General features: G+C 62.1%; 11 protein-coding genes. 4 read left to right on the forward strand and 7 right to left on the reverse strand.

Annotated features, from left to right (window positions below):
- Positions 1-184 precede the first annotated feature (184 nt).
- On the forward strand, positions 185-1,090 hold the full coding sequence (locus ACKUG4_RS19730) for a formate/nitrite transporter family protein (RefSeq protein ID WP_445434649.1): 906 nt from the start codon (positions 185-187) through the stop codon (positions 1,088-1,090).
- On the opposite strand, the gene ACKUG4_RS19735 is transcribed toward ACKUG4_RS19730, so the two are convergent.
- Both ACKUG4_RS19735 and ACKUG4_RS19740 read right to left on the reverse strand, forming a co-directional pair.
- Positions 1,091-2,356 (reverse strand): cation:proton antiporter, encoded by a 1,266-nt coding sequence (locus ACKUG4_RS19735; protein WP_039767965.1) that lies wholly within the window; start codon positions 2,354-2,356, stop codon positions 1,091-1,093.
- Between the two features lie 104 nt (positions 2,357-2,460).
- On the reverse strand, positions 2,461-3,630 hold the full coding sequence (locus ACKUG4_RS19740; protein WP_007959692.1) for an MFS transporter: 1,170 nt from the start codon (positions 3,628-3,630) through the stop codon (positions 2,461-2,463).
- A 218-nt stretch (positions 3,631-3,848) separates the two neighbouring features.
- Here ACKUG4_RS19740 and ACKUG4_RS19745 point away from each other — a divergent pair, with 218 nt between their 5' ends.
- On the forward strand, positions 3,849-4,682 hold the full coding sequence (locus ACKUG4_RS19745; RefSeq protein ID WP_064600018.1) for an EamA family transporter: 834 nt from the start codon (positions 3,849-3,851) through the stop codon (positions 4,680-4,682).
- 39 nt (positions 4,683-4,721) lie between these two features.
- Positions 4,722-5,105, forward strand: a complete 384-nt coding sequence (locus tag ACKUG4_RS19750) for an MAPEG family protein (RefSeq protein ID WP_039767967.1) — start codon at positions 4,722-4,724, stop codon at positions 5,103-5,105.
- Positions 5,106-5,154: 49 nt separating this feature from the next.
- Here ACKUG4_RS19750 and mltA read toward each other — a convergent pair whose 3' ends face one another.
- On the reverse strand, positions 5,155-6,327 hold the full coding sequence (gene mltA, locus ACKUG4_RS19755) for a murein transglycosylase A (protein ID WP_445434650.1): 1,173 nt from the start codon (positions 6,325-6,327) through the stop codon (positions 5,155-5,157).
- 128 nt (positions 6,328-6,455) lie between these two features.
- Here mltA and ACKUG4_RS19760 point away from each other — a divergent pair, with 128 nt between their 5' ends.
- A complete protein-coding gene (locus ACKUG4_RS19760) occupies positions 6,456-6,905 on the forward strand; it encodes a c-type cytochrome (RefSeq protein ID WP_445434651.1) in 450 nt (149 codons plus the stop codon).
- A 42-nt stretch (positions 6,906-6,947) separates the two neighbouring features.
- Here ACKUG4_RS19760 and ACKUG4_RS19765 read toward each other — a convergent pair whose 3' ends face one another.
- From ACKUG4_RS19765 to ACKUG4_RS19780, 4 genes are all read right to left on the reverse strand, one after another.
- Positions 6,948-7,343 (reverse strand): DUF1090 domain-containing protein, encoded by a 396-nt coding sequence (locus ACKUG4_RS19765; RefSeq protein ID WP_039767970.1) that lies wholly within the window; start codon positions 7,341-7,343, stop codon positions 6,948-6,950.
- A gap of 97 nt (positions 7,344-7,440) precedes the next feature.
- On the reverse strand, positions 7,441-9,114 hold the full coding sequence (ligB, locus tag ACKUG4_RS19770) for an NAD-dependent DNA ligase LigB (RefSeq protein ID WP_445434652.1): 1,674 nt from the start codon (positions 9,112-9,114) through the stop codon (positions 7,441-7,443).
- Positions 9,115-9,257: 143 nt separating this feature from the next.
- The gene (gene metK, locus ACKUG4_RS19775; protein ID WP_011336330.1) at positions 9,258-10,448 is read right to left on the reverse strand and encodes a methionine adenosyltransferase; all 1,191 of its coding nucleotides are present in this window, start codon (positions 10,446-10,448) and stop codon (positions 9,258-9,260) included.
- Positions 10,449-10,466: 18 nt separating this feature from the next.
- The gene (locus ACKUG4_RS19780; protein ID WP_445434653.1) at positions 10,467-11,462 is read right to left on the reverse strand and encodes an ArsR/SmtB family transcription factor; all 996 of its coding nucleotides are present in this window, start codon (positions 11,460-11,462) and stop codon (positions 10,467-10,469) included.
- Positions 11,463-11,602 lie beyond the last annotated feature (140 nt).

Below are 11,602 nucleotides of genomic sequence, written 5' to 3' on the forward strand. Positions count from 1 at the left end.
TCCCACGGTCCGTACTGGCTAGAGTCGGAATCGAGCTTTTAGTCCCGCCCACCCCTTCAAGTCTAAACATACAAGCGGGCTTGCTCGCGAATGCGGTTGTGCAGTCACCGAAGATTTATCTGGCTACTGAACAGCCATGAACCGCAGGGGTCGTAGCTAAAAGCCCCTCTACGGTTCCCACGCCATGACCACCCCAACAGACGGCAAGACCCCCGACCTCTCGGCCAAGGAACAACACGAAGTCGAGAAAAACCAGCCGCCCCGGGCGGCGGTCCTGCATGAAATCATCCGCAAACAAGGCGACCAGGAACTGGAGCGCAGCATCGCCGCGCTGTGGTGGTCGGCGCTGGCAGCCGGGCTGACCATGGGCCTGTCGCTGATGGGCATGGGCCTGCTCAACTCGCGTCTGCCCGACGGCGACGAATTCAAGGTGATCGCCAGCTTCGGCTACTGCGCGGGTTTTCTCGCGGTGATTCTCGCCCGCCAGCAACTGTTTACCGAAAATACCCTGACCGCCGTGCTGCCGGTGATGACCAAGCCGACCCTGGCCAATTTCGGCCGGTTGATCCGGCTCTGGACCGTGGTGCTGTTCGGCAACCTGTGCGGGACGATTCTGGTGGCGTACGTGATGCTCGAACTGCCGATCTTCGACAGCAAGACCGACGAGGCCTTCCTCGAAATCGGCCGCAAGGTCATGGAGAACCATGCGAGTCAGATGTTCGCCAAGGGCATCGTCTCGGGCTGGATGATCGCCACCATGGTCTGGATGATCCCGTCCATGGAAAGCGCGAAGATGTGGATCATCATCCTCATCACCTATCTGATGGCACTGGGCGATTTCACTCACATCGTGGTGGGGTCGGCGGAGGTGTCGTATCTGGTGTTTGCCGGCGAGTTGCCGTGGAGTGACTTCTGGGCGGTGTTTGCCGGGCCGACGCTGGCGGGAAACATCATCGGCGGCAGTTTCATCTTTGCCCTGATCAGTCATGCGCAGATCCGCAGTGAAAGCGGTGCGCCGAAAGAAACGGATGCGCCGAAGGAATCTGCGGATCAGGCCAAAAAGCCCGATCCGCAGCGGATCAAAAAATGATCAGTGGTGCGCCGGCTCGGCAGCGGTCACCGGCTCATCGCGGGTTGCGTGCTTGACCAGTTTGCCGATGGTCAGGCCCTGCAACAGGATCGACGACAGCACCACGATGTAAGTGATGCTCAGCAGCAGATCGCGCTCCGGGCCCAACGGCAGGGCCAAGGCCAATGCCACCGAAACACCGCCGCGCAAACCACCCCAGGTCAGGATCCGGATCGTACCGCGCGGCACGGTGCGCCAGCGCCGCAGCAAGACGATGGCCGGGGCCACGGTGAGCAGGCGCGACAGCAGAATCGCCAGCGCCAGCAAACTCGCCGCCGCCACGTGCAGCCAGTTGAACGGCAGCAGCAACAGCTCCATCCCGATCAGCGCGAACAGCAACGCGTTGAGCATGTCGTCGAGCAATTCCCAGAAACCGTCGAGGTATTTGCGCGTCATGTCGTTCATCGCCAGGTTGCGACCGAGGTTACCGATGATCAGCCCGGCGACCACCATCGCAATCGGCGCCGACACGTGCAGCTCGGTGGCCATCGCCGAACCGCCAATCACCAGCGCCAGGGTCAGCATGACTTCGATCTGGTGCTGCTCGATGCTCTTGATCATCAGGTACACCAGATAACCGATCAGCCCGCCGAACAGCACGCCACCGATGGCTTCGTGAGCAAACAGCATGGCCGTGGCGCCGACGGTCGGGGTTTCGCCCAGTTGCGCGATGCCCAGTAGCACGGTGAACACCACTACGGCGGTGCCGTCGTTGAACAGCGATTCGCCGACGATGGTGGTCTTCAGCGGCTTCGAGGCATTGGCCGTACGCAGCACGCCGAGGACCGCAATCGGGTCGGTCGGGGAAATCAGCGCGCCGAACAACAGGCAGTAGAGGAAGCTCACGTGCCAGCCGAACAGGGCAAAAATGTAATAGGCGAGGCTGCCGATCACGGCGGTGGCGATCAATACGCCGAAGGTCGCCAGCAGGCCAATCGGCCAGCGATAGCTGCGCAGGTCGTTCAGGTTCACGTGCAAGGCGCCAGCGAACAGCAGGAACGACAGCATCCAGTTCATCAGCAGATCGCCGAAGTCGATCTGGCCGATCAGTTGCTGCACGCGCTCTTCCAGACCGGGGTAACCGAGCAGGCTCAAGCCTTGCAGCAACAGGGAAAACATCAGTGCGGTAACCATCACGCCGATGGTCGGGGGCAGGCCGATGAAGCGGAAATTCACGAAAGTGAGGAGGGTGGTGAGGCAGATGAAAGCGGCGACAAGTTCAAGCATCCGGGGTCCTTTGGATGGGGGTGAAAGACAGCGCGGCCATTCATGGACGCAAGGGTTGGATGGGCTGACGCCGGGTGGGGACACAATTGTGTCCCCCGGGAAAATCAGCCGGACACATTGACCGCAGCGACACCCCGACGTTGCAGGTAGATGAAAAACAGCGCCGTCAGCACGGTCAGCACACCTACCAGTGCGCCGGTCCAGGGCAAGTCCGCGAGGTCCGCGCCACTGGCCACCACCAGCCCGCCGATCCATGCGCCGGCGGCATTGCCGAGGTTGAAGGCGCTCTGGTTCAGGGTCGAGCCGAGGTTCGGTGCTTCGTGAGCCTGATCGATGATCAGCAGTTGCAGGATCGGGCACAGGGCGAAGGCAAAAATCCCCCACAGCACCAGCGTGATCGCCGCCGGAACCACCGAGCGACTGGTCTGGCTGAACGCCGCCAGAATCACCACCACCGCCAGCGCGACACCCACCAGAGACGGCAACAGACGGCTGTCGGCCAGGCGTCCGCCGAGCATGCTGCCGCCGGTCAAACCGACACCGAACAACAGCAGCATCACCGTCACGCCGTGGGGGCTGACGCCGGTGATGTCCTGCAGAATCGGCGCGATGTAGGTGAACACGCTGAACAGACTGGTGGAGGCCAGCACGCTCATGCCCAGCGCCAGCAACACGTTGACCTTGCCCAGCACCTTGAATTCGCTGGCGAGGTTGGCCTTGTCCATCGGGATATGTTTCGGCAACCACAACCATTGGGCGAGGGCGGCGATCACACCGATCACCGAGACCGCCCAGAAGGTCGAACGCCAGCCGGCGTACTGGCCGAGCGCGGTGCCCAGCGGTACGCCGAGGACGTTGGCCAGGGTCAGGCCGGTGAACATCATGGCAATAGCCTGCGCCCGCTTGTTCGGCGCGACCAGCCCGGCGGCCACTACCGAACCGATGCCGAAGAACGCACCGTGGCACAGCGCGGTGACCACTCGCGCCGCCATCAGCGTTGCGTAGTTCGGCGCCAGTGCGCACAGCACGTTGCCGAGGATGAACATCAGCGTCATGCCCAGCAGCGTGGCCTTGCGCGGCATGTTGGCGGTGCCGATCGCGAGGATCGGCGCACCGAACACCACGCCCAGGGCGTAGCCGGTGATCAACAGGCCAGCGTGGGGAATGCTCACCGCGAGGTCGCGGGCGACATCGGGCAGCAGGCCCATGATGACGAATTCAGTGGTGCCGATGCCGAAAGCGGCAACAGCGAGTGCAAGCAAGGCGAGTGGCATGCGCAAGGTCTCTGTCGGTAGTCTTGACGCTTTGATCAGGCATACGCAGGCCGGCGACCGGTCTCGGGCGAGAACGGGCAGGCAGGAATTATTGGAATTTATCTGTGCGCAACTGAGTGCGGCGTGGTCGCTTGCAGTATAAACAGCTGCTGACACATCGCGAATCAATAATCTGACTAATTGGCTCAGGTTCAACAACAAGAACAAAGGAGTGGCACGTGCTGGCGACAGCTCTGGTGTTGGTGGCGGCGCTGTTGCACGCAGCGTGGAACACGTTGATCAAGTTCAGCGCCGAACGGCTGCTGGTGGTGGCCTGCATGGACACCGTGGCGCTGCTGTTCGTCGCGCTGGCGATGCCTTTCATCAGCCTGCCGCCGGCGGAAATCTGGCCGTGGATTCTGGCGTCGGCGGCGTTCGAGCTGCTTTATCGCTACCTGTTGATTCAGGCCTATCGGGTCGGCGACCTGGGGCTGGTCTATCCGTTGATGCGCGGATTGTCGCCGCTGGTGGTGCTGGCGCTGACCCTGATCTTCGCCGGCGAAGTGCTGACCACCCAGCAGATCTTCGGGATCCTGCTGATCCCGCTGGGCATGGCTTGCCTGCTCTGGCAGGGCGGCGGCGGGAAACATTTGCCGTGGGCGATGCTGCCGGTAGTGGCGCTGATCGGCTTGTGCATCGGTTGCTACACCTACATCGACGGTCAGGCGTTGCGGCGCTGGTCGCATCCGCTGGATTACCTGGTCTGGGTCACGCTGCTCAGTGCCTGGCCTTTCCCGTTGCTGGCGTGGGTGGCCAAGCGGCCGGCGTTCAAGCTGTTCTGGCGCGAGCAATGGAAGCTGGGACTGGCGGTCGGGTTCTGCGTGTTGTTCAGCTACGCTCTGGTGCTGTGGGCGATGCAGTTGGGCTCGATTGCCGAAGCGGCGGCGTTGCGTGAAATCAGCGTGATCCTGGTGGTGCTGTTCGGCATGCGTTACCTGAAAGAACCTTTCGGCCGGCCGCGGCTCTTAGCCTGTGGGCTGGTGCTGATCGGCATGTTGGTGATGAAGTTCTGAGCGCCCGGCAACTCTAAAACTCGAAAGAAGGACGGTGTTATGACGGTGGCTTTGTGGTGTGTGTTGATCGCGATTTTTCTGCCCTATCTGTGCACCGTCGTGGCCAAGGCCTCGGGCGGTTTCAGACTGCGGGACAATCATGATCCCCGGGACTTTCTGGACAGCGTGGATGGCGTGGCGCGCCGTGCCCATGCGGCGCAGCTGAACAGTTTTGAAGTGACTCCGGCGTTTGCGGCGGCGGTGATCGTCGCGCACCTGGTGGGCACGGCAGAGCTGGTAACGGTCAATGTGCTGGCGGTGCTGTTCATCACCAGTCGCCTGCTCTACATCATTTGCTATCTGGCGGACTGGGCGGCTCTGCGCTCGTTGGTCTGGTTTGTCGGGATGGTGCTGATTGCCAGTTTCTTCTTCGTTTCGATCTGAACCTGAAAAGATCGCAGGCTGACGAGGCCTGCGATCTTTTGCATTGTGCTTACGGCTTGTCGGCTACCTGCGGCACTTGCGGCAACGCCGCGCCTTTTGGCCAGAGCATCCAGATCTGTCCTTGCTGTTTCATGTCGCCCGCCAGTTGCCCGGCGGCATCGCCGGTGCCCCAGAACAGATCCGCGCGAACCTCACCGGCAATCGCGCCGCCAGTGTCCTGCGCAGCCACCGGGCGTACCAGCGGCGTGCCGTCTGGGCGAGTGGTCGACAGCCACAACAGGCTGCCCAGCGGAATCACCTTGCGGTCCACTGCCGCGCTGTAACCGGCGGTCAGCGGCACATTCAGCGAGCCGCGCGGCCCTTCGTTGCTGTCCGGGTTGCGGGTGAAAAACACGTAGCTCGGATTGCTCGCCAGCAGTTCCGGAATGCGCGATGGGTTGGCCTTGGCCCAGTTGCTGATCGCGCCCATGGTGACTTCTTCTTTTTTCAGCTCGCCCTGTTCCACCAGCCAGCGGCCGATCGGTCGGTACGGGTGACCATTCTGGTCGGCGTAGGCGATGCGCAGTTGTCGGCCGTCATCGGTCTGAATCCGCCCCGAACCCTGAATCTGCAGGAATTGCAGGTTCATCGGGTCGGTCAGCCAGGCCACGACCGGCGCCTTGACGCCTTTGGTCTCGATGGTCGCTGCGTCGTCGTAAGGCTTGAGCACGCGACCTTCGAGGCGGCCGCGCAGGCGCTTGCCTTTGAGTTCCGGGTAAATACTGTCCAGCGAGACAATGATCATGTCTTCGGGCACGCCATACACCGGCACGTTGGCGGTGGCGGTTTGCGTCAGGCTGCCGGGATAGACCGGTTCGTAGTAGCCGGTGATCAGGCCGTTGGGATTGTCGTTTTCGGCGCGCAGGCCGAAGACGTCGAGGTTCTGCTTGAGGAAGGCGCGGATGTCGCCGGCACTTTGCGGGACATTGGCGGCGGCTGCACAGGTCGGGCCCCAGACCGGGTCAGCCTTGAGCCGGGTGCAGGCGCTGCGCCACGAGCTGAATCCGGCCACCAGATCGCTGTCGGACACCGCAGGCAACGCTTCCCAAGTGGCGCTGGAGTAGGTGGCCAGGGCGTGGGTTTTCGGCTTGGCGCTGTCGCCACCGGTGCAGCCGGCGAGGATCGCCAGCAGCGGCAGGGTGACGATGAGCGGATGACGCCAGGCCTTGAAGCGGCTGTTCATGGAGAATTTCCTGTGCCGGTTGCTGAAGTGCTCCATGCGCTCAAGCAACCCTTATTGTTAATAGGGCTATTGGTGTTTGGCGGTGACGCGAGGATACTGGCCGCCGATTTCCGTGACCTGAAGCCACCATGACTCTTAAAAGAATTTCTGTTGTATTGCTGGCCTGTCTGACCTTGTCCGCCTGTGGCGGTGTCGACCCGAATTCCCCGCTGGGTCAGCGCAAGGCGATCTTCAAGCAGATGCTCAAGACCGGCGAAGACCTGGGTGGCATGTTGCGTGGGCGCATCCCGTTCGACGGAGCGAAATTCGCCGAAGGCGCGGTCAGGCTCGATGCGTTGTCTCATGAGCCGTGGAAACATTTTCCGCAGGTGCGCGAAGAAGATCACACCAGCGCCAAGGACGATGTCTGGCAGAAACAGGCCCGTTTCCAGGAAATGGCCCGCACCCTTGAGGCGGCCACCGGTGAACTGGTGATTGCCAGCAAGGTTCAACCCTACAAGGCCAGTAACCTGGGGCCGGCGGTGCAGAAAGTCGAAGATGCCTGCAGTGCCTGCCATAAAGAGTTTCGCGACCACTGATTTTCAAGGGATCACAGCCTTTGGCCGTGATCCCCGGCTTTCTTACTTGTCGAGTTCGTCCAGCGCGTCCTGCAATTCTTTGCGCGATTCGGCGAGCTTGTTCTTGCGCTTGTCGATCTTCTCCGGATCGCCCTTCTTCATGGCCTTGTCCAGATCAGCCTGACGCCTGCTCACTTCGTGCTTGGCGTCGAGTACCTTGTTTTCCCGCTCTTTCTTCAGGCCGGCGTCGGTGCAGTGTTCGGTGACTTCGCGCAGGGCGGTTTCGAGGCCGGCCTGCTGGTCGGCATTGCCGCGGGACTTGGCCTGTTCGATCTGATTGATGATGCCCTGCTTCTTGGCAGCACAACCGGTCAGGCCCGGCGCGTCTTCGTCGGCCATCACGGGGGCGGCGAGGACTGCGCAGAAAGACAGCAGGGCGAGCGGTGCGAGAAATTTCATAAAAGCTCCATGTGCAAAGGCAATCGTATCGGTGAAGCACTGCGCTGTTGGAGCGCTCCGGCGGACTTGGGTTCCCGGTGGGCCGGGGATTGCGTGTTCAGAAGCCGTCGACACCGGCGGCTTGCAAGGTTTTACTCAGGGCCAGTACCTGCGGGTCACGAAAAAAGGCGCTCAATTGCGCCGCGCGACCCGGGCCGATTCCGGCTTCTGCCTGCCATTGTTCGGTACTGCGTTGTGCCAGCGCCTGCCATGAATCGGCGAGTGTTGCCTGACCGGTCGGTGGCAGCCCCAGGGCTTTGAGCCACTGCAGGAACGGCCGTTGGCGGGCGCTGTGAAAACTGTGCAGCAGGCGGGCACTGCTGCGCTCGCCGAGACCGGCAATGTTAGCAAGCTCCGGCCCGTCGAGGGTCAACCAATCCAGCAAGCTGTTCAGGCGGCCTGTTTCCAGAAGTTTCTCCCACGTGCCACGACCGACATGGGGCAGGGCCAGCCCCTGCTTGCTGCTGAGCCAGGTCAGGCGGGCGAGGAACTGGCTTTCGCAGCCCGGCGTCGGTTGCCAGCAGCTCAGGGCGTGAAAGTCGCGGGCGAGCGGAACGTTCAGATCCACGCGTTCAGTGCTGCGCAGCACCACGCTGTCGAGGCGCGGGATCGTCAGCCCGGCCAGGCTGATTGCCACCTGATCGCCGGGGCGAATGTCCAGTTCCTGCCAGCGCCTGAGCGAACTGACACTGACCCGTTTGATCTGCCGGTCATCGAGCATCACCGGCGACAGTTCAAGCACCGGCGTAATGCGCCCGGTGCGGCCGATCTTGAAGTTCACCTTGCGCACATCGGCCAGTGCCTGGGCAAAAGGGTATTTCCAGGCGACAGCCCAGTAGGGCGGACGAGCCTGCCAGCGCTCTGCCGGTGGCCGCAGGCTTTGGCGCAGAACCACTCCGTCCGTGGCAAATGGCAGTGGCGAGCGATACCAGTGATCGCGCCAGTGTTGCGCTTCGTTCAGGCTGGCGACGGCCTGGGTGTAGGGCTCCGTGGTAGGAAAACCGAACTGCGTAAGGGCCGCGATTCGCTCCGGCAAGTCCTTCGGCCCTTGCGGCCAGTCCCAGACAAACAGCCCGATGCCGGCAGCGTGTTCCGCGTCGAGATCCTTGCGCCCCAGTAGCCCGGCCACGGTGGCGCGGGCGTTGGCGCTGCCGGCACGAGCCTGTGTATGTCCGTTCAAACGCCAGTAGAGTTCGCCTTGCACCAGCAGGTCCTGCGGTTGCGTCAGCTGTTGCGGAATGGCTCCGATTCTTTTTGCCGATACGGTCCAGTCCTGCCCGCGAACACCATCCCCGCGACTGATCGCCTGATGCAATCGGCCGTCGCGATAGATCAGGGTGACCGCCACGCCATCGACCTTGGGTTGCACCCATACGTTTTGGCGGTCGCGCAGCCAGGTGGCGATGTCCGCCGCGTCGTGAAGCTTGTCCAGACCGGTGTGAGCGACCGGGTGCGCAACCGGGCCTGACGCGGTGCGCAACGGCTCGGGCGGTGAGGGAAGTTTGAAGCAGCGGCGCCATTGGTTCAGGCGCAGGCGGGACTGATCGTAGAGCTCATCGGCGATCACCGAGCGACCTTCGCGATGATAGGCGTCGTCCCAGCGGTCGATCTGTTGTTGCAGGGCGGCGACTTCGCTCGAAGCCCGGGCGGCGGCCCAGTCGGGGCAGTCGGCGAAGGCGTTGAGGTGGAAAAACGGCAGGAAAAACAAAAACAGGCGCAGTGTGGCAAGCATCGTGAGCGTCCTTGCTCAGAGAGATACCTGAAGGCTAGCCGGGATTTTGAAGCGGGCCGGGCGGCTGTTTTGCCGGTTGTTTCGCGGCCATGAAAAAGCCCCGCACGGCGAACCGTGCGGGGCTTCTTGTACCGCCAGGAAAATTACAGGCCGGCAGCGGAACGCAGAGCGTCGGCGCGGTCGGTTTTTTCCCAGGTGAACGTGGAGAAGGTGTCTTCGCCAACGGTCTTGGTCTGCGGAGCGCGGCCGAAGTGGCCGTAGGCTGCGGTTTCCTGGTACATCGGGTGCAGCAGGTCCAGCATGGTGGTGATCGCGTATGGACGCAGGTCGAACACTTCGCGGACCAGTTTGATGATCTTGTCATCGCTGATCTTGCCGGTGCCGAAGGTGTTCAGCGAGATCGAGGTAGGCTGGGCCACACCGATCGCGTAGGAAACCTGGATCTCGCAACGCTCGGCCAGGCCGGCCGCCACGATGTTCTTGGCAACGTAACGGCCAGCGTAGGCAGCCGAACGGTCAACCTTGGATGGATCTTTACCGGAGAACGCGCCGCCGCCGTGACGGGCCATGCCGCCGTAGCTGTCGACGATGATCTTGCGACCGGTCAGGCCGCAGTCACCTACCGGGCCGCCAATGATGAACTGGCCGGTCGGGTTGATGTGGAACTGGGTGTCCTTGCTCAGCAATTCGGCAGGCAGCACGTGCTTGACGATCAGCTCCATCACGCCTTCGCGCAGGTCGTTGTACGACACTTCAGGGTTGTGCTGGGTCGACAGAACCACAGCGTCGATACCGACAACCTTGCCGCCTTCGTAACGGCAGGTCACTTGCGACTTGGCGTCCGGACGCAGCCAGGGCAGCAGACCCGATTTACGGGCTTCGGCCTGACGCTGCACCAGCTGGTGCGAGAAGGTGATCGGTGCCGGCATCAGCACGTCGGTTTCGTTGCTGGCGTAGCCGAACATCAGGCCCTGGTCGCCGGCGCCCTGATCTTCAGGCTTGGCACGGTCAACACCCTGGTTGATGTCAGGGGACTGCTTGCCGATGATGTTCATCACGCCGCAGGTCGCGCCGTCGAAGCCGACGTCGGAGCTGGTGTAGCCGATGTCGCAGATCACGTCACGAACGATCTGCTCCAGGTCGACCCAGGCGCTGGTGGTCACTTCACCGGCAACGATGGCCACGCCAGTCTTGACCAGGGTTTCCACCGCAACGCGTGCGTGCTTGTCCTGGGCAATGATGGCGTCCAGCACTGCATCGGAAATCTGGTCGGCGATTTTGTCCGGATGTCCTTCAGACACGGACTCGGAGGTGAAGAGGGAGTATTCGCTCATCTCGATGTTTTCCTGAATTTACCGATGGTGAGTGTCGCCAGCCGGTCGCTGAAAATGGCGAACCTGGATCTGGAAACCATTACGTAAGCCTACATAGAGGCTTTCCCCGGGAACGAGTCCCGCAGCGGTGGCCCAACGGGCCAGATCGTCCTGTTCAAACCCCAACCACAGATCACCGCAGGCCTCCCTGGCCCAACTCTGGTTGTGGCTACATAACTCTGTCACGAGCAGGCTACCGCCCGGTTGCAGCAGGCTGGCCATGTGCTTGAGCGCTTCGGCCGGCGCGGCGAAATGGTGCAACACCATGTTCAACACCACGCAATCGGCCTGAAGGCTTGTGCCATTCAATGCATCGGCCAATTGCAGGCTGACGTTAGCCAGCTGTTCACGTTCACATACCTGGCGGGCCAGTTCGAGCATCGCCGCGCTGTTGTCCAGTGCGGTTACGGTGCCGAAGCGGCGCGCCAGTTCCGGCAGGAAAGCTCCATCGCCGGGGCCGACTTCAATGGCCGTGGCTGCGCCATCGAAATTCAGTTTGTCGAGCAGGGCCAGCACGCTTTCACGGTACTGCGGCAGGCCGGCAATCAAATCCTGCTGGGCGCGGAATTTCTCCGCGACCCGGGCGAAAAAGTCCTGGCTGTTGGCCGCGCGCTGCCCGTGAACCTGTGCGATCCGGGATTCCACGTCGGCCGGCAGCGGCAGATTGTCGACTTCTTCTAACAATGCCGCGTGCAACTTGCCGCCCAGCAACTCGGTGTGGGGCAGGGCGCGGCGATAGAACACCGCATTGCCTTCGCGGCGAGTCGCCACCAGATCCGCCTGCGCCAGCACTTTAAGGTGATGGCTCATGCCGGACTGGCCGATATCGAAAATCTGCGCCAGTTCCAGTACGCCGAACGAGTCGTTGGCCAGGGCGCGCAATACATTCAGCCGCAGCGGATCGCCGCCGGCCTTGCACAGGGCCGCCAGCTCGTCGCAATCGTCATGGCGAATGGAAGGCACGCGTAAGTTCATAGGGCTGGCAGTCTAGTGACGGCCTGAAGGCATCGCAAGGTCTATATCAAAAAGTTTTGATATTGCTCGATGGATGGCGCATTCGATTGCACTTCTCACCGCCCGGTTAACTCTACAAACCAACAGCGGAAAGGTTTCAC

This window comes from Candidatus Pseudomonas auctus (genome assembly GCF_048654275.1).
In the GTDB taxonomy this organism is placed as follows: Bacteria; Pseudomonadota; Gammaproteobacteria; order Pseudomonadales; family Pseudomonadaceae; genus Aquipseudomonas; species Aquipseudomonas pharyngis.

What these genes read in the sequence shown, in the direction of transcription:
- ACKUG4_RS19730 (WP_445434649.1), top strand. Translation starts at nt 185, where the DNA reads ATGACCACCCCAACAGACGGCAAGACCCCCGACCTCTCGGCCAAGGAA.
- ACKUG4_RS19735 (WP_039767965.1), bottom strand. Translation starts at nt 2,356, where the DNA reads ATGCTTGAACTTGTCGCCGCTTTCATCTGCCTCACCACCCTCCTCACT.
- ACKUG4_RS19740 (WP_007959692.1), bottom strand. Translation starts at nt 3,630, where the DNA reads ATGCCACTCGCCTTGCTTGCACTCGCTGTTGCCGCTTTCGGCATCGGC.
- ACKUG4_RS19750 (WP_039767967.1), top strand. Translation starts at nt 4,722, where the DNA reads ATGACGGTGGCTTTGTGGTGTGTGTTGATCGCGATTTTTCTGCCCTAT.
- mltA (WP_445434650.1), bottom strand. Translation starts at nt 6,327, where the DNA reads ATGAACAGCCGCTTCAAGGCCTGGCGTCATCCGCTCATCGTCACCCTG.
- ACKUG4_RS19760 (WP_445434651.1), top strand. Translation starts at nt 6,456, where the DNA reads ATGACTCTTAAAAGAATTTCTGTTGTATTGCTGGCCTGTCTGACCTTG.
- ACKUG4_RS19765 (WP_039767970.1), bottom strand. Translation starts at nt 7,343, where the DNA reads ATGAAATTTCTCGCACCGCTCGCCCTGCTGTCTTTCTGCGCAGTCCTC.
- ligB (WP_445434652.1), bottom strand. Translation starts at nt 9,114, where the DNA reads ATGCTTGCCACACTGCGCCTGTTTTTGTTTTTCCTGCCGTTTTTCCAC.
- metK (WP_011336330.1), bottom strand. Translation starts at nt 10,448, where the DNA reads ATGAGCGAATACTCCCTCTTCACCTCCGAGTCCGTGTCTGAAGGACAT.
- ACKUG4_RS19780 (WP_445434653.1), bottom strand. Translation starts at nt 11,462, where the DNA reads ATGAACTTACGCGTGCCTTCCATTCGCCATGACGATTGCGACGAGCTG.